This window comes from Bradyrhizobium sp. USDA 4501, assembly GCF_054062115.1.
On record NZ_JBSSEX010000001.1, the window covers coordinates 2,293,505 to 2,309,888 of the forward strand.

Sequence of the window (16,384 nt, forward strand, 5' to 3'; positions counted from 1 at the left end):
CGCTTGCATCCCGCTGTAGAGGCCTTTGACTGCCGGCCGGGCGCCAAACGTCACGCAACACGCCTGCAGTCCTTGGTCCGAAACAAGGGCGGGCTGCGACCGACGGCGTCGCAGCCCGCATAGGCTTGCGCTACGGGATCAATGGACGATGACGTCCAGCTTCTTAAACCCGCGCAGTGTGTTGTTTATGGCTCGTTCGCTGGATCTGATCTCAAAACGCTTCACTCTCTTGGCAAGCGCAGTCAGCAATGCTGCCATCTCCATGCGAGCCAGGTTTATCCCGATGCATGAGTGTTCACCGTGGCCAAAGGCCAGTTGGCCGGACACTCCCTCTCGACGTACGTCGAACCGGCCCGGATCCACCCATCTCCGCTCATCACGATTGGCGGAGCCGTAAAGCACGATAACACGCGATTCTTGCGGAATCGCCATGTCGTCGAACGAGTGCTCTTGCACAGCAAACCGTGAGAATCCTTGGATCGGCGACTCCATCCGAATCACTTCGCTGATCGCGTTGGGAATCAGCGTCGAATCCTCCCTGATGAGATCCCATTGATCGGGATTATTGGCGAATAGCCAAATCGCACTGGAGGTCGCAAAGATCGTTGTATCGAGGGAAGGCTCCACATAAGACAGCGCCATGAGGCTCGCTTGCTCCTTGGGTATTTCTCCTCGATCCGCCGCATCGTGCAACATCTCGGCCCACTGCCTGGCTTGAGCTTTCCGCGACCCTCGGCAATGAACTGTGCGAGCGCGAGATGAGTTGCCGTCGCGAAGGACGGCGACAGACACGCTGCAGCTTCCCCAAACCGCGATTTTAGATCATCTGGGACTACCAAGAAGCCGAGGTTCAGGGACGGTTTCAGCGTCTTGCTGAAACTCCCGATGTGAATGACTTTTCCGTAGCCGTCTTCAGACGCGAGTGCCGGCCGGGCACGCCCCACTAGCTGAAGTTCGCTCAGATAATCATCTTCGATGATCCAGCGGTCACCATACGTGGCCATTTGAGTAGCTGGCTCCGCCTTTCCCTAGACATAGTAACCCCAGTTGGGGCGTGCTGGCCTGGTGTCACGAGGCCTATAACCTCCCGCTTGGTTGCATCTCCCACCTCTATCGCAATATCGCTGCACGCGGTCCCGGCGTGATCTCCAAGGTCGGGCTGAAGACTTTCGTGGATCCGCGCCTCGAGGGCGGCAAACTGAACGAGAAGACCACCGAAGATCTCGTCGAACTGATGCGGATCAATGACGAGGAGTGGCTTCGCTACAAGTCCTTCCCGATCAACGTAGCGTTGCTGCGGGGCACGACGGCCGATCCGGCGGGGAACATCACCATGGAGCGGGAGGCGCTTACGCTCGACAATTTGGCGATGGCAATGGCCGCGAAGAATTCTCGCGGCTTCGTCATCGCGCAGGTGGAGCGGATCGCCGCCAGTAACTCGCTCAATCCGCGGGAAGTGCCGATTCCGGGCATCCTCGTCGACTGTGTCGTCGCCGACGCTATCCATGCCGCTGGTGACTCGTTCTGCCCTCCAGAAGCTTAAGCTGGAACGCCGCCTGCGATCCTGACGGAATGCTCGTTCGAGTCTTCCTCAACGAATCCTTGGGAAATCGCCAGAGCCGAAGTCTCGAAGGCAACGGATTCTTTCCCATTAAACGAACCGGCCCCGCCCTTCGCCGGAACGCTTCAAATTGTAGCGATCGTTCGCGGCACTCGTTCACCGCCGCCGGCCAATCCTCGAAGCACACGCGAGAGCTTCTCCCGCGCACAGAAACTTTGCCGCAGGCGACGTGCCTGGCCGGCGCCAAAAATGGAAGTGCGACGTGTCCTCGGCCCCCTCAAGCATCTGCAGGCGGAAACTGCCTTATCGGGACTGCCACGTAATCGTCTCAGGACCGGAAGATCCGGCGGGCCCGGGCACCGTCACCTGTATCGACGTCGAGACCGGCACGTTCGTCGGTAACGCGCGGATCGCCGATCGGGACGATCGTCCGATCGGGGACGAGGAAGTCACGCGGATGGTCGGGGGAGCGTACCGATTGGCCTCGATCGCGGTGGATTTGGAGACGGATCTCCTGTCTCGCCGCAGCAGGCGCATTTCGGATATCCTGCGGACCCGCCGACGTCTCTGGCGTCGCCGCTGCCACGCCCGACTGCACGCTCTCGGCTGATTTTTCGCGCCGCCCGCGTCTTGCAGGGCCGAACCATTAAAATCTTGAGCACGAATGTAGCGCGATCACGGCCACTTCGGACCGGCCGGGAAATCATCCGGATCAGGCTCGTCGGGATCGACCTCATCTTCCTGACGGCCGGTCAGCCGAGCGCAGGCATCGTCGAGGAGCCGCTGGCCGACCTCCTGCCAGACCGACTCGGGACCGTACAGTCGTAGCGCGAGCGCCGGCGCCCGCCGGTCCTTTGTTCGAATCCTGGATGTCCCGATGGCGCCATTACATTATCTGCCCCTCTCTCGGGAGGCCCCCAATAGCGAGTTCGGGAAGGCAGGCGATGATGAATATCCTTATCGACCTCAATATCGAAGCAAAATGGCGGATCCAATTATCGCCAACAGGATCGCTCTTGATCTCGGACGCGCCCTAGCTGCCATTCGACAGATAAGGCTCCGTTTAAGGCGCCCTGAGAAGACGGCGGAGTCTTGCTGTGGACATGGACGCCGCTGGTCTAATCGAAACCGTTGACCTCCCGACAGCACACGTCCCGGTCGCTCTAGCATCGCCACCGGCAATGGAGAGCTATTTCACAAGAGAGACATCTCATGTGCGAAGGTTGGGGATGTCCCCCTGTTCGACTTACTCTCCCCCCTCGTAGAAGAGCTCCAGCGGCAGACCGACCACTGCCTTCCCGATCCAGTCGCGCGCGATGACATTGGACGGCCCCATCGCGATCGCTGCACGGGCGTCGCGATAGGCGCGCTCGATCGGGCCGCGATGATAACCGTAGCCGCCCGTCACCGTCAGCGCGGTCGCGGCGACCTTGTTGGCGACCTCGGCGGCGTGCACCTTGAACTCGGTCAGCGGGATCAGGATTTCGCTTTGCGGCTTGCCGGCGCGCCAGAGCGCGTCGAGCTTGCCCGCGAGCTCATTGCGCCACGGCCGCAGCGTCTCGACCAGCACCTTGGCCGCGCCGAGCTCCTGGCGGATGGCCTGATAGTCCGACAGGCTCTTGTTCCTGTCCTTGTGCACGAAACTCGTGGTGTGGGCGATCGCAGCATTCAACGCGCCGCGCGCGACGCCTTCCCAGACCGCGCCGAGCCCGATCAGATAGACCGGCGACACGCCGTCATAGATGATTTCCTTGCCCTGCCCTTCGGCGCCGAGCCGGTCGCGCTGCGGCACGCGCACATTGCTGTAGCGGATCGGGCCCGAATGGTTGGCGCGCACGCCGAGCGCGTCCCAGGGCCGCGACTCGATCCCCTCCGCCTTGCCGTCGACAATGAAGAAGATGATGTCGGCCTGGTCCTTGGCGCCTGGCGTGCGCGTCTGCACCACGTAATAGTCGGCCTGGCCCGAGCTGGTCGTGAACGACTTCTCGGCGTTGACGCGGTAGTCTTCGCCGTCGCGCGAAGCTTCGGACAGATTGTACCACCAGTGACCGCCGGTGGCGCGTTCGCTGGTCGAGTAGGTGCCGAGCAGGCTGCCATTGCTGGCCTTCAGCCAGCGCTCCTTCTGATCGGTGTTTCCGAACAGGTTGATGGTCTGGGCCGCGCCGACGTGCATGACATAGACCAGGCCGGTGGAGGCGTCGGCCTGCCCGATCCGGTACGCCGCCTCGGCGAAATCCAGATGGCCGAGGCCGAGCCCGCCGAACTGGGTCTCGTTCAGCACGCCGGTCCAGCCGGCCTCCGCCAGCGCGCGAAGATTCTCGCGCGGGAAGCGGCTCTCGCGATCGTTGCGGTCGGCATTCACCTTCACCGTCGCGTCGATGCCGGCATCGAGCCTGGCATAAACGTCGTCGTCGATCTTGCGTGCGAGATTGTCGTTGGCCATGGTCAGTCTCTCCGGGTTGCAATCATGCGACAGCCTGCGTCGGCTGCTTCCGGCTGAGATCGCCCTGCGACGATCCGCCGAGATAATGGGTCTTGATGTCGGCACGCTGCCGCAGCTCGGCTGCGCTCCCTGCCAGCACGCTGCGCCCGTTCTCGAGCACCACCGCGTGATCGGCAAAGCGCAGCGCCACGGTCGAATTCTGCTCGGCGACCAGGATCGACAGCCCCTGCTCGCTGTTGAGCTGCTTGAGCGCGCGAAAGATCCCTTCGACGACCAGCGGCGCGAGCCCCATCGATGGTTCATCCAGCACCAGGAGCCGAGGCCGCGACATCAGGGCCCGGCCGATCGCCGTCATCTGCTGCTCGCCGCCGGAGGTCAGACCGGCGAGCACGCGGCGATGCTGCTTCAGGCGCGGAAACAGCTGATAGATGCGCTCGAGGTCTGCGGCGATCTCGGTCCGCCGCGCATCACGCCCCATCGCGCCGGTGATGAGATTCTCCTCGACCGTCAGCGAGGCAAAGCAGTGCCGCCCCTCGAGCACGGGCACGAGGCCGGCGCGAACCAGGGTCGCCGCCGACGTGCCCGCGACGTCGCGGCCGTCAAGGATGATCCGCCCGGCGGTGATCTGGCCGCGACGCGCCGAGAGCAGCGCCGAAATGGCCTGCAACGTGGTCGACTTGCCGGCACCGTTGGCGCCGAGCACGGCGACGATCTCGCCGCGCCGCACCGCGAGCGAGACGTCGCTGACCGCCGCGATCGCGTGGTTGTAGGTGGCTGCGAGTGCCTCGACCGAAAGCAGGGTTTCACTCATCTGTTGATCCATGGCGTTGCAGGACGCGGGAGCCGGATAGCTCCCGCGGCCTGTGGCTGCGTCAGTTGCTGACCGCGTCGTCGCCGGAGGTTCGCACCTTGATGCCGTGCTCCTTGGCATAGGCGGCGGCCGACTTCTCGATGATCGGGCGAAGGAAGGCCCAGTCCGGCGCGATCCAGCCCGAGACGACCTTCCATTTGCTGCCATCCCACTGCTGGAAGGTGACCCGGCCGTCGCCCTCGTGGTTGTCCCAGGTGACGTTGATCGAGTGGAACAGATCCTTGGCGCCGAGCGCTTCGACTCGCGCCGGATCGAGCTGGAGGTGCTCGAAGCCCCAGCGCACTTCGTCACCGGTCAGGGTGCGCTGGCCGAACTTCTTCTGCGCGATCCTGATCGCCTCGACATTGAGGATGCCGTTCACGATTCCCAGATTGTGGTAGACGCTGCCGATCCGCTTCTTGTCATCGAGATTGCCCTTGCCGGCGCCGTAGACCGTTTTGATCACCTCCTGCAGCACCGGATATTGCTCGCCGGATGCCTGCGTCGTGATCGCGATATAACCCTTGGCGGCGTCGCCGGCCGGAATCACGTCTTCCTCGGAATTGGACCAGACGTTGCCGATGATGTGGTCGGCGGGGAACCCGACCTTCTGCGCGGTCTTCAGCGCCACCGGGTTCATCACGCCCCAGCCGCGCAGCACCACGTAATCGGGCTTCGCCCGGCGGATCGACAACCATTGCGATTGCTGCTCGTTGCCGGGGTGCGGGACCTCGATCTGCTCCAGGCTGAACTGATACTTGTCGGCCAGCAGCTTGTAGATCGGGATGGTCTCCTTGCCGTAGGGCGAGCCGTGGTAGAGCACGACGAGCTTCTTGTCCTTCAGCTTGTCGACCCCGCCCTCGCGGCTCGCAATGTAGTTCACGATTCCCGAGGTCTCGCTGTAGGGATTGAGCAGCAATGGGAAGACGTAGGGAAATACGCGACCGTCGGTCGAATCAGTGCGGCCGTGATTGATGGTGATGAGCGGCACCTTGTCTTTGGTGATGCGGTCGATCATGGCATAGGCGATGCCGACCGACAGCGGATTCCACGCGGCAACCCCGGGCCGCCCCTTCAGCCGCTCATAGACCTCGACGCCACGCTCGACTTCGTACTGGGTCTCGCCCTCGTCCCAGGTCAGCTTGACGCCGTTGACGCCGCCATCGCGGATGTTGATCAGGTTGAGATAGTCGATGAACCCGCCGAAGAAGCCGGTGCCCCCGGCCGCATAGGGGCCGACCCGGTAGCTTTGCAGGGGGAAAAACTGCTCGTCGGCCCGCGCGGCAGGTAGCCCGGCCAGCACCGAGGCGACCGCCGCGGCAAAGGCAAATTTCAGATATCTCGATTTAATCATCTTGAACTCTCCAGTGGTGCGAAATGTCATGTGTTGCTGATGGCGGCCGGCCGCGTGACGGCGCTCCAAAGCCGATCCCACAGCGCGACCAGGCCGCGCGGTTCGGCAATCAGGAATGCGATGATGAGCGCACCGACGACGATGCGCTGGCTCATCTCCAGCACGCCCGAATCGAACACACCGCCAAGCAAGGCCGCGCCGGCGCGTGACAGGATCAGCGGAAACACCACGATAAAGGCGGCGCCGAGAAATGCGCCGCGCAGCGAGGCCAGCCCGCCGATGATGATGATGAACAGGATCTGGAACGAGCGGTCGAGATTGAAGCCGGCCGGCTCGACCGTGCGCAGATAGGCGAAGGCCCACAACACCCCGGCGATGCCGATCAGGAACGAGGAGACAGCGAAGGCCAGGAGCTTGGTGCGCAGCAGCGGCACGCCGATCACCTTGGCCGCGAGCTCGTGATCGCGCACCGCGATGAAGTTGCGGCCGCTCTGCGCGCGCAGCAGTCGCAAGGTCAGGAACGTCGCCACCACGACGACACTCAGCGAGAACACATAGCGCCCGGCCGGGCTTGTGAAGGTGAGCCCAGCCACGCCGAGCACCGGAGCATCGATCACGCCGGACGGATTGTCGTTGGAGAACCAGCCGAACTTGGTGAGCGCCCATTGCACGAAGAACTGCGCGGCCAAGCTCGATACCGCGAGATAGAACCCGCGCAGGCGCAGGCTTGGCAAGCCGAACACGATGCCGATCGCGGCCGCGATCAGGCCGGCGAGCACCAGATCGACGATCAGCGGCAGCTCCGGAATCCGGAGGTGAAGGTTGTAGGCGGCATAGGCTCCGACCGCGAGGAATGCGGCGGAGCCCAGCGACACCTGCCCGGCATAGCCGGTGAGAACGTTGAGCCCGACGGCGGCGAGCGCCAGCGCCAGAAATGGCGTCAACACCGCGTCCATCAGATAGTCGGAACCAAGCAGTGGAACGGCGCCAAAGGCGATAACCGCTGCGGCGGCGATCGCAATGGTCCCGACGCCAGGCGCGAGCCGTCCTCCCGGTGCTGCTGCGCTCATCGCCTAGACCCTTTCCACCAGCTTCTGCCCGAACAGCCCGGACGGCCGCACCAGCAGCAGCACCAGTGCCACCACATAGGCGGCCCAGGCCTCGATGCCGCCGCCGAACAGCGGCCCGACATAGACTTCCGCGAGCTTCTCGATGGCGCCGATCAGAAGACCGCCGATGATCGCGCCGGCGATCGAATCGAAACCGCCGAGCACCAGCACCGGCAATGCCTTCAACACCACGAGCGACAGCGAGAACTGCACGCCGAGACGCGCGCCCCACAACAGCCCCGCGACCAGCGCGACGATGCCGGAGGCGGTCCACACACTGGCCCAGACCCGCGGCAGCCGCAGGCCGACGGCAAGTGCCGCGAACGGGTCGTCGGCAACCGCGCGGAACGAGAGCCCGGTTCGGGTGTAGCGGAAGAACAGCGCGAACAGCGCCACCAGACTCCCTGCGACTGCTGCGGCGAACAGATCGAACCGGCTGATGAAGACCCCGGCGATGTCGAGCGGCACGTCGCTGATCCCGATGTCGAGGCCGTGAACCTGCGTGCCCCACAACAGCTGCGCCGCGCCCTCGATCACGTAGGACAACCCGAGCGTTGCCATGAACAGCGTAATCGGCGGCTGGTTGACGAGCGGCCGCAGCACGGTTCGCTCGACGCTCACGCCCAGCACGACCATGATCGCGAGCGTGACCAGGAACGCGACCGGAAACGAGATGCTCCGCTCGATCAGGCTGACGAAGGTCAGCGCCGCGAACAGCAGCATCGCTCCTTGCGCGAAATTGAGCACGCCCGAGGTCTTGTAGATCAGTACGAAGCCGATCGCGACCAGCGAGTACATCACCCCCGACAGCAGGCCGCCGACCAGCACCTCGATCAGAAACTGATAGTCGAACATCAGATCGCGAGCTCCGTGACGTCCTGATGCGCGACGCCGAGATAGGCGTCGATCACCGCCTGGTTGGATCTCACCTCGTCGGGCGTGCCGTCGGCGATCTTGCGGCCGTTGTCGAGCACCGCGATGCGATCGGACAATCCCATCACCACGGCGATGTCGTGCTCGATCAGCACGATGGTGGCGCCGTAGCTGTCGCGCGCGTGGCGCACGTGCTCGGACAGCTCGAGCTTCTCGCTCAACGTGACGCCCGCGAACGGTTCGTCCAGCAGCAGCAGCGCAGGCCGCGCGACCAGCGCCCGCGCCAGCTCGACCCGCTTCTGCAAGCCATAGGGCAAGGTTCCGGCGGCGCGCTCGCGGACATCGTCGAGATGCAGGAAGCGAATGACGTCGTCGGCGGCGGCGCGGTTCTCCGCCTCGATCCGGCGCGCCAGTGGCGAGCCGATGATCTGGCGCAGGAAACCTGTGCGGACACGATGCGCGAGCCCCATCAGGACATTGTCGAAAACCGACAGCCCCTTGAAGATCGCGAGGTTCTGGAACGTGCGCGCGACGCCGTGCGCAGCCAATCGCGCCGTCGGCACCTGAACGAACGCATGCTCGCCGAGCCACACCTGGCCGCGGTCGGGCCGATAGAGCCCGCTGATGACGTTGAGCAACGAGCTCTTGCCGGCGCCATTGGGCCCGATCACGGCGCGGATCTCACCCGGCGCGACCGCAAGGTCGACGTCGCGCAGCGCCGCGACGCCGCCGAATGTCAGCGCGATGTCGCTCAACGCCAGCACCGGCCGTGCCGCGCGATCGGCGGCCGGCGCGAGCCGCCGATCGGGAGCATCGGCCATCGCCGTTGCCCGCGGCTTGCCTTCCGCTGGAGCCGCCTCCAGCGCAAGGACGTCAGCATTCGTCGCCATCGCCGTCACGTCGAAAGGCTCCCGATCATTCGGCGGCCTGGGCGTGCGCGGCGGTTTTCGCCTCCAGCGCACGGACCAGCGGAATGACGCGGCGGCCGAAATATTCGACCTCTTCCTGGAAATGCAGGAAGCCGAGCAGCACGAGATCGACGCCGACTTCCTTCAGTGCCACGATGCGCTCGGCAATCTGCTCAGGCGTGCCGATCAGATTGGTCTTGAAGCCGTCATTGTACTGGACGAGGTCCTGGAAGCTCGACTTCGCCCAATTACCCTGACCTTCCGGCGAGGCCTCGCCGGCATTCTTCACCTCATGCGCGAAGGCGTTGACCGCATCGGGATCGGCCTTGACGACGATCTCGTCCAGCACCGCGCGCGCCTCGGCCTCGCTGTCCCGCGCGATCGCAAAGGCGTTGACGCCGATCTTGACGGAGTGATTGTTGGCTCGCGCCTTGGCCCGGATGTCGTCGACCTGTTTCTTGATCTCCTCGACCGAGTTGCCGTTGGTGAAGTACCAGTCCGACACCCGCGAGGCCATGTCGCGCGCGGCGCGCGAGCTGCCGCCCTGGAAGATCTCGGGCAATGGATACGCCGGCTTCGGCTTCAGCGTGTAGTCCGAGAAGCGGTAGAAATCGCCGCGGAACGTAAAATTGTCCTGCGTCCAGATCCCGCGCAGCGCGCGGATGAATTCTTCGGAGCGGCGATAGCGCTCGTCGTGGTCGAGCCAGGGCTCGCCGATCGCGGCGAACTCGCCGCGGAACCAGCCGCTGACGATGTTGACGGCAACGCGCCCCTCGGTCAGCTGGCTGATGGTGGCGATCTGCTTGGCGGCGACCGCCGGATTCCACGGTCCGGGCAGCAGCGCCGCGATCACCTTCAGCTTCGTGGTTGCGGCGAGCAAAGCGTGGCTGAAGGCGACCGGCTCATGCTGGAACTCGGCGCCATAACCGGCGGTGAAGCGGATCTGGCTCAGCGCATAATCGAAGCCAGCCTGCTCCGCGATCTGCGCCAGGCGGCGGTTATAGTCGATGTCCCATCCGGTTCGCTGTTCGATCTTGCTGATCACAAGGCCACCGGAAACATTTGGAACCCAGTAAGCGAATTTGACCTGATCATGGCTGGTGGTCATTGGAATTACCTCAAATGTTGGACGTGAAGGGGTGAGGAAGGCAGCACGAAGCGTTCGCGCGGGCGCCCATCCAGCGGGCTGCAGCGCGGCTCATGCGAGCGGCCGGCAGATTTGAACTAAGGAAAGGATGGCCGATCAGTATCCGTGATACGCGCCGGCACACGCTCGCTGCGTCAACAACACACCGGTCGACACGATGTCAGCGGCGCGGCGCGACTTCGAGATCGGTCAAACGGGCCATTGCAAGTCATCCGCATTCCCCTCGCAGGCAGCATCGGCGAACGATCAATAGTCTCAGAGAAAGCAGAGACGAGCGAGTCCAAGGCAATCTCTTTTTCAGCCAGTCCGGGAAAGCGGTATTCTTTTGTTGATGCAAAATGCATCGTTTGATGCTGAACGGTCGATTTTCTTCGGATTGAACGCGCCGCCAAACACCAAGCGACGCTTATAACGCGCTGGTATTGCGTCTAGCCCCGAGCCTTGCTGCTCCATTCGGTAAGGCGAGCATGCATGCGCGAAGAGATGAGGAGCTGACTATCACGGACCAATGTGGGTTTTGCGCGCCTCCAGGAGGTGTCGGCAAATTGTTCCAGCGATTGGTAATTGCCCGATGAAGCCAAAAGCATTTCTCTGTCGAAGCCAATATCTATTACCGCATGGTAGGCCGGAGTGGCCGTCCGGTTAGAGATGCGAGCAATAATCGGGATAGCTTTTTTTGTTTTTGGGTTTCTGCGTGGCAACCGAAGCCAAGGTATCAAAAGCGATATGGCAATATGTATTTTTGTACCTTAAGCTGGATCTGTAATGCTCAGGAGGTTGCCAGCATGGATGGTGCAGACTCGATGTCTGATTTGGTCGATTTCGCGTTCGAGATCGCTGGAAGCGCAGGTTCTCACGCCACCGAATGGTTTCGACGGCCGATAGACATCAACACGAAGGATGACGAGAGCCCCGTTACGGAGGCAGATCGGCGTGTCGAGGAAGCCATCAGAAAGGCGATTTCCGCTCGATTTCCAGAGCATTCGATTTTCGGTGAAGAATACGGGATCCAGGGTGATCTCGATTCGCCTACGTGGGTGGTCGATCCCATAGATGGCACGCGCAGCTTCATTTCCGGGTCTCCGCTTTGGGGAACGCTGGTCGCGCTCGCTATCCAAGGACGTTCACAGATTGGCGTCGTCGAGATGCCCGCATTGCGGGAACGCTGGACGGGCGCAACCGGCCTGGGTAGCTGGTTTGTCAACTCGAGCGGCATTCGCACAAAATGCCAAGTTCGCGACTGCAGGCGCCTCGCCGACGCGAACTTCTACACCACGTCGCCCCTCTATTTTGCAGAATCAGAACGCGATCAAATCCTGGGCATCAGCCAAACTGCCCGGATGTGTCGCTTCGGCGGCGATTGCTATAATTATGGGTTGCTTGCATCGGGACACATCGACCTCGTCATCGAGACGCGGATGGAGCCTTACGATTTCATGGCGCTGGTGCCGGTGATCGAAGAAGCCGGCGGCATTGTCACCGACTGGGAGGGCAAGCCGCTCACGATCACCTCCGGCAAGCGGGTCATCGCTGCAAGCACGGCAGAACTTCACGCCGAAGTTCTGCCGTTGCTCTAGAAACGATAGAAGCGCGGCTGAGCCGGTCAGTTACGTGGAAGGATGGGCGCCAGCATCATGTCGGTTGGACGCATCGAGCCTATTGTCGCATCGCGCTATGGCCAGCCGACGATAGAAACTGCTAAGATACTGGGGAGCATCTATGTGGCAAGAGGAACGACGGCGTCACATTCGATCGATGTTGGCAACGTTCGGCACGCTAAGCGTTGATCGGCTGACGGAAGATTTTGGAGTATCGCTCGAACCGATACGCCGCGATCTCATGGAAACGAAAAGAGCGGAGAGCTCCGCCGGGTCCGCGGCGGAGTCATTCCGGTTGCCAAGGACAAGGAGGCTCCCTGCCAATTGCGCACTGCCGTACGTAGCCGCGAGAAAAGAGCGATTGCCAGGGCAGCGGCAGCAATGGTCGAGGCCGGTCAGACGATCTATCTCGACGCGGGAAGCACGACAACCACCCTGGCCCAACGCTTAGCTCAGATGGAAGGGCCCATTGTCGTCACCAGCTCGGTGAATGCCGCCAAGTGCATGACATCCGTTAGAGATTGCACACAGCGCGGAAACAGGGCGGTGATCCTGGGTGGGGACAGACGATCCGCCCGCAACGCTCTGGGCGATTACCGTCAATGAGATAGCTCGCTACCGAGAAGATTTCGCGATGGCCTCTCCTTTCGGTCTCGATGCGACCGCTGGTGCGACGAGCCACATCCCGACGAAGCAGAGATAGCAAGAGCGATGCTTGCTCATGCGCGGAAGCGCGTTATTCTCGCCGACTATTCCAAAGTAGGTGTCGTTAGCCGGGTTTCATATAGCGCGCTGGTAGACGCTGACTGCGTGATCGTCGACGTCAGAGCCGCGTCAGAACGCCATGTTTTCCGCAACTGTGCTCAGTCAATCCGAACGTAGTTGTCGCTTGGGGACCGCGGCGCATCGAGAGGCACGTGAGGCATTTCCCACATCCCCAACTACCTAGGCTCCAAATTTCTAAAAACTCAGCAGGCCAGTATCCAGCCCGATACGATAGAGAGTTCATTGTCGAAGAAGATCGTAGTTTGTCTTGAGAAACTGGACCCTGACGCCTTGGGCTTGGTCCCGTACCAAGCGGCAGATCTTCAAGGTTGCGGGCCAAGCGGATCATAGAGTGTCCCTTTCCGCATGTAGCCGATCACCTGCGCCGTTTCCTTGGCGAGGAGAGATCGATGAAGGAGCAGTGAAGGTGTATACTGACGAACTGACGATCGATTCTGAGGGTGTCTAACCCATCATAACAACCTGCCCCGTCCTACCCTTTCAGCGACTCACGTGCTGTCAAGAAAATCTGAAACGAACCCAGTTGTGAGCTGCGGTGAGGCTCTAGCGACCGCTTGCGGCTCGCGCCATTGTACGGCCATCGAATTGCTCAGAAGTGAGCGGAGCGCGTGTCCGATGTAGCGCAGCGCTGTGCTGCCTGTGCGGATATAGCCGCGCACCCGGATCGCTCGTGGGCACGTGCACGTGGTTGCTGCGCGATTGTCCGCGGAAGTCGCTGCCGCCCTCGTCATCGCCGTCCTCCTTGAAACTGCTCTGCCCGGCCCAGGCCTAGATCAACGTGCCATCCACACTGAAATGTTCGCCCGACAACCATCCCCGGTCATTGGCGATCTCCACCACTTTGTTGAACAGCGCGACCACCGCATCGTGTTCGATCAATCGCTCGCAGTTCTTACGACCGTAGCCGGCCGCTTACCGATCCAACATGACGTCCGGATGGTCGGCCTTGCGCCGGCTCAGGGCGGTGTCGCTCATGTTCGCTCCATCGGTCGCATTGGGCGACGAATCGGACCGACGGCAGTGCGCGGACGCCATCGCCTCCCGCGCGTTCAGGCCGGCGCACGCTAGCCTCCCCCCACAGCGTCGCTGCGGTAGCGGCTGGTCGAGGTCTGGTAGTACTGAGCGCGGATGGCCGCCATGGCCTCGATCAACGCGCCCCACGGCGCGGGAAAGCGTTCTTCCGCCATCACCCCGTGCAGCATGCGCGTATGGCCGGCCAGCTCGTCGTTAAGGAACTCCACCACAGGCATAGCCGGATAGCGTTGCAGCAGCAGGATCGCGGCGTTGCCGGCCTCGCCGGCCGACCTGTCCTTGTCCCGTCCATGCAGATCGTTCTGTAGGCGCCCTATCGCGGAAATGAGTCGCAGGACCTGACGAAACGCCGGACGCGCGCGCAAGGTCGCCATGTCCAACCCCCACAGCAACGACAAGCAACAGAACACGTTCACGTAGGCGATCGAATCGATGCCGTTGTGCAGGTACTCGGCGTAAGACCAGCGTTCCGCCTCTGGCGCCCGCGCCTGTCCGGCGCGCAGCGCAGCGCAGTAGCGCCGGGTATCGTGGAGAAGCTGAGCATAGTCGCGACGATCGTAGGCAAGCGCCGCCAGCGAAGCGCGTAGCACAGCGCAGCCCTCGAATCCGGGGAGCGCGCACGGCTCGCCCTGCCCTAGTGCCTGCTCCACCGCGGCGAGTTGTTCCGACGCGATCAGGCCGAGGTCGTTGCAATCGTCGAGCCAGAACAGCAGCGCCAATTCGCGGTAGAACGCCACGATCAGCGTTTCGTCCTGCGGATCGCGGCCGGTGCGGGCGCTGGTATCGCGTAGGCTCGGGTGGATGCACTGCAGGATGTACTGGCCGCCCCTGACCGCTTCCATGGCATGCTCGTCGGCGAACCCGGTCAGGGAACGCCCCCACTCCAGCACCTGCTGCAGCGCGCGTTGGGGCTGGATCATCGCGCCGCTCCTGTTCCCTCGGCCTGGACGCGCCGCCCCCAATGAAGCGAGAGCCACAACCCGGCGAGTTCGGCCACGCGCACGACCCGGGTGGGGCAATACAGTTCCTTGCCGATCCACAGCGGCGTTTGCGGCAGTGCATACGCCGCATGGCGGGCGAGCATCCACTCCAGCGCACGCGCGACCGCCTGCGCGATGCGCCAGCGCCCTGTCGGCTCTTCGCTGCCGTCCATCACGCGCAACGCAAACAACGCATAGGCGGTTTCCTCGAATGTGGACGCGCGACCCGCGCCCCAGCCGCCGTCGTCGCGCTGCGCCTGTATCAGCGCCGCCAGCGCGCGCTCGTCGCGCCACTGGGGCTTGCCTTGCGCCAGCGCAGCGATCGCATGCGCGGTGGGATACAGCCACGAAACGTGCCATTTTTCGTTGTTCCATAGACCATACGGGTTGCGATTGGCCTCAACGTAGGCGCTGGTGCCGTCGGCGGGCTTTCCCAATAGTCGCAAGGCATGCAGGGCATGGATGTTGGTCGACACCGAAGCATTTCGCTCGCCGGGGAAGGTGGCGAACAGATCGCCGATTTCGAAATGGCGCAACGCATCGACCGCCGGGTCACGGCCAGCAAGGTGCAGGACGCATAACGCAACGGCGGTGTCGTCCGCATCGGCCGCGAAGTGCAAGGCCGGCCCCAGACCGCGCCCGCTCAGACGCGCGTCGAGCCGCGCGACTATCCCGCGCACCGCCTCGGCGAGCGCGGGATGCGCAAACAGCCCGGCCAAATGCAGGGTGTACAGAGACCAGCATGGCTCGAACACATTGATCGGCCAGACGTTGGGAACGACACCTTCGATGCCGCTGCGCGTTGCCCGCGATGCCGTCTGCAAATACGCGTCGGCGCGCGCGACCTGCGGCGTGCTCCCCTGTGTCGCGGCATGCGCGCGCCACGCGACGGTGGCCGCCGGACTGATGCCGATGCTGCCGTCCTCATCCGGGCGTGCAGTGGTCGGCGACGTCCCCCAGGCTTCCCAGGAGTGCAGCAGCGGATGGCCGCTCGGCAACGTCGCCACCGCCGCCAGCTTGATCAGGCACGCTTGCCGCAACGGCAACAGCGCTGGGTGGCGTCGAAACGTCACGCCGCCCAGCAAGGATGCGGCCTCGCCGCAAAGCTGTGGCAGAATGAGTTCCGCGCCGATCGGCGCGTCTTCCGGGACTGCACGCGCATAGGGATCGGGCTGGCGCTGGAGGAACCGGGTTGCAGCCTGGACTGCGTCGGCAGCGCCGGAAAGAGGACAGGCGCGCTGCAATGCCAGCAATGCCGCCCACGTAGGCGCATGGCGGAACAGCGGAAAGTCCGCGCTTCCCCATCCGCCATCGGCCTGTTGCTGCGCGATGACCCACGCGTATGCGTCCTGCCGACCGGTGACGTCGCCGTGAAACCGCAGAGCTCGCGCCGTGTCGTAGACGGACGGACCGACGCTGCCGCCATCGCTCATCTCGCTCAGCAGATGACGCAATTCGGAAATGATCTGTTCGGAGAGCGCGTTCACGCGGGATGCTCCTCCTGCAGACGGATGGGCAGACGTCGAGCATGTCGCCGCGGGCCGTCGCATAGGCAGTGCCGGACGGCCGCTCTGCTCCGGCGCGGGCGCCCCGATGCTGGCGCCGGGCCGCCGCATAGGCTTGCGCTCAGCGCGCCGCGGCCGTGCGGGGCAACCGCTGCGATCGGTGCCGGAGACTTCGCACACAGTGCAGCATGCACCGCTGCCGCCAGCCGATCGCAGCGGCACACGGGCATCTCCAAGC

Annotated in this window: 12 protein-coding genes and 3 pseudogenes; 4 read left to right on the forward strand and 11 right to left on the reverse strand. The window is 63.3% G+C overall.

Going from position 1 to position 16,384, the window contains the following annotated elements; all coding sequences use genetic code 11:
- Positions 1-138 precede the first annotated feature (138 nt).
- Entirely contained in the window at positions 139-696 is a 558-nt protein-coding gene (locus ACVWZM_RS10260; RefSeq protein WP_253641383.1) for a cytochrome P450, read from the reverse strand.
- Between the two features lie 376 nt (positions 697-1,072).
- On the opposite strand from ACVWZM_RS10260, the pseudogene ACVWZM_RS10265 reads away from it, so the two are divergent.
- Positions 1,073-1,492: pseudogene (locus ACVWZM_RS10265) on the forward strand (CoA-transferase); the annotation flags it as partial.
- 1,315 nt (positions 1,493-2,807) lie between these two features.
- On the opposite strand, the gene ACVWZM_RS10270 reads toward ACVWZM_RS10265, so the two are convergent.
- From ACVWZM_RS10270 to sfnG, 7 genes are all read right to left on the reverse strand, one after another.
- The gene (locus ACVWZM_RS10270) at positions 2,808-4,004 is read right to left on the reverse strand and encodes an acyl-CoA dehydrogenase family protein (RefSeq protein ID WP_456853047.1); all 1,197 of its coding nucleotides are present in this window, start codon (positions 4,002-4,004) and stop codon (positions 2,808-2,810) included.
- A gap of 22 nt (positions 4,005-4,026) precedes the next feature.
- Positions 4,027-4,815, reverse strand: coding sequence for an ABC transporter ATP-binding protein (locus tag ACVWZM_RS10275; RefSeq protein WP_456853049.1), 789 nt, complete (start codon positions 4,813-4,815; stop codon positions 4,027-4,029).
- A 61-nt stretch (positions 4,816-4,876) separates the two neighbouring features.
- Positions 4,877-6,208 (reverse strand): ABC transporter substrate-binding protein, encoded by a 1,332-nt coding sequence (locus tag ACVWZM_RS10280; RefSeq protein WP_456853051.1) that lies wholly within the window; start codon positions 6,206-6,208, stop codon positions 4,877-4,879.
- Positions 6,209-6,234: 26 nt separating this feature from the next.
- Entirely contained in the window at positions 6,235-7,278 is a 1,044-nt protein-coding gene (locus ACVWZM_RS10285) for a branched-chain amino acid ABC transporter permease (protein WP_456853053.1), read from the reverse strand.
- 3 nt (positions 7,279-7,281) lie between these two features.
- Entirely contained in the window at positions 7,282-8,172 is an 891-nt protein-coding gene (locus ACVWZM_RS10290; protein WP_456853055.1) for a branched-chain amino acid ABC transporter permease, read from the reverse strand.
- Complete coding sequence (locus ACVWZM_RS10295; protein ID WP_456853057.1) at positions 8,172-9,080, reverse strand: ABC transporter ATP-binding protein; 909 nt, start codon at positions 9,078-9,080, stop codon at positions 8,172-8,174. The genes ACVWZM_RS10290 and ACVWZM_RS10295 overlap by 1 nt, the downstream gene beginning before the upstream one ends.
- A 25-nt stretch (positions 9,081-9,105) precedes the next feature.
- Entirely contained in the window at positions 9,106-10,206 is a 1,101-nt protein-coding gene (gene sfnG / locus ACVWZM_RS10300) for a dimethylsulfone monooxygenase SfnG (protein WP_456853059.1), read from the reverse strand.
- Positions 10,207-11,030: 824 nt separating this feature from the next.
- Here sfnG and hisN point away from each other — a divergent pair.
- From hisN to ACVWZM_RS10315, 3 genes and pseudogenes are all read left to right on the forward strand, one after another.
- Positions 11,031-11,822, forward strand: coding sequence for a histidinol-phosphatase (gene hisN, locus ACVWZM_RS10305; RefSeq protein WP_229160701.1), 792 nt, complete (start codon positions 11,031-11,033; stop codon positions 11,820-11,822).
- A 142-nt stretch (positions 11,823-11,964) separates the two neighbouring features.
- Positions 11,965-12,294 carry a DeoR family transcriptional regulator gene (locus ACVWZM_RS10310; protein WP_456853061.1) on the forward strand — a complete coding sequence of 110 codons (330 nt, stop codon included), beginning with the start codon at positions 11,965-11,967 and terminating at the stop codon, positions 12,292-12,294.
- A pseudogene (locus ACVWZM_RS10315) lies at positions 12,198-12,725 on the forward strand (hypothetical protein); the annotation flags it as partial. The gene ACVWZM_RS10310 and the pseudogene ACVWZM_RS10315, both read left to right, overlap by 97 nt.
- Before the next feature lie 506 nt (positions 12,726-13,231).
- Here ACVWZM_RS10315 and ACVWZM_RS10320 read toward each other — a convergent pair.
- The 3 genes and pseudogenes from ACVWZM_RS10320 to ACVWZM_RS10330 all read right to left on the reverse strand — a co-directional run.
- Positions 13,232-13,523 (reverse strand): annotated as a pseudogene (locus tag ACVWZM_RS10320) (IS5/IS1182 family transposase); the annotation flags it as partial.
- Between the two features lie 170 nt (positions 13,524-13,693).
- Entirely contained in the window at positions 13,694-14,581 is an 888-nt protein-coding gene (locus ACVWZM_RS10325; protein WP_253624824.1) for a terpene synthase family protein, read from the reverse strand.
- Positions 14,578-16,128 carry a hypothetical protein gene (locus ACVWZM_RS10330; protein ID WP_456853063.1) on the reverse strand — a complete coding sequence of 517 codons (1,551 nt, stop codon included), beginning with the start codon at positions 16,126-16,128 and terminating at the stop codon, positions 14,578-14,580. Before ACVWZM_RS10330 ends, ACVWZM_RS10325 begins: the two co-directional genes overlap by 4 nt.
- Positions 16,129-16,384: the final 256 nt, after the last annotated feature.

Bases quoted from the DNA above. Each gene is read 5' to 3' on its own strand.
- ACVWZM_RS10260 (WP_253641383.1), bottom strand. From the start codon at position 696: ATGTTGCACGATGCGGCGGATCGAGGAGAAATACCCAAGGAGCAAGCG.
- ACVWZM_RS10270 (WP_456853047.1), bottom strand. From the start codon at position 4,004: ATGGCCAACGACAATCTCGCACGCAAGATCGACGACGACGTTTATGCC.
- ACVWZM_RS10275 (WP_456853049.1), bottom strand. From the start codon at position 4,815: ATGAGTGAAACCCTGCTTTCGGTCGAGGCACTCGCAGCCACCTACAAC.
- ACVWZM_RS10280 (WP_456853051.1), bottom strand. From the start codon at position 6,208: ATGATTAAATCGAGATATCTGAAATTTGCCTTTGCCGCGGCGGTCGCC.
- ACVWZM_RS10285 (WP_456853053.1), bottom strand. From the start codon at position 7,278: ATGAGCGCAGCAGCACCGGGAGGACGGCTCGCGCCTGGCGTCGGGACC.
- ACVWZM_RS10290 (WP_456853055.1), bottom strand. From the start codon at position 8,172: ATGTTCGACTATCAGTTTCTGATCGAGGTGCTGGTCGGCGGCCTGCTG.
- ACVWZM_RS10295 (WP_456853057.1), bottom strand. From the start codon at position 9,080: ATGGCGACGAATGCTGACGTCCTTGCGCTGGAGGCGGCTCCAGCGGAA.
- sfnG (WP_456853059.1), bottom strand. From the start codon at position 10,206: ATGACCACCAGCCATGATCAGGTCAAATTCGCTTACTGGGTTCCAAAT.
- hisN (WP_229160701.1), top strand. From the start codon at position 11,031: ATGGATGGTGCAGACTCGATGTCTGATTTGGTCGATTTCGCGTTCGAG.
- ACVWZM_RS10310 (WP_456853061.1), top strand. From the start codon at position 11,965: ATGTGGCAAGAGGAACGACGGCGTCACATTCGATCGATGTTGGCAACG.
- ACVWZM_RS10325 (WP_253624824.1), bottom strand. From the start codon at position 14,581: ATGATCCAGCCCCAACGCGCGCTGCAGCAGGTGCTGGAGTGGGGGCGT.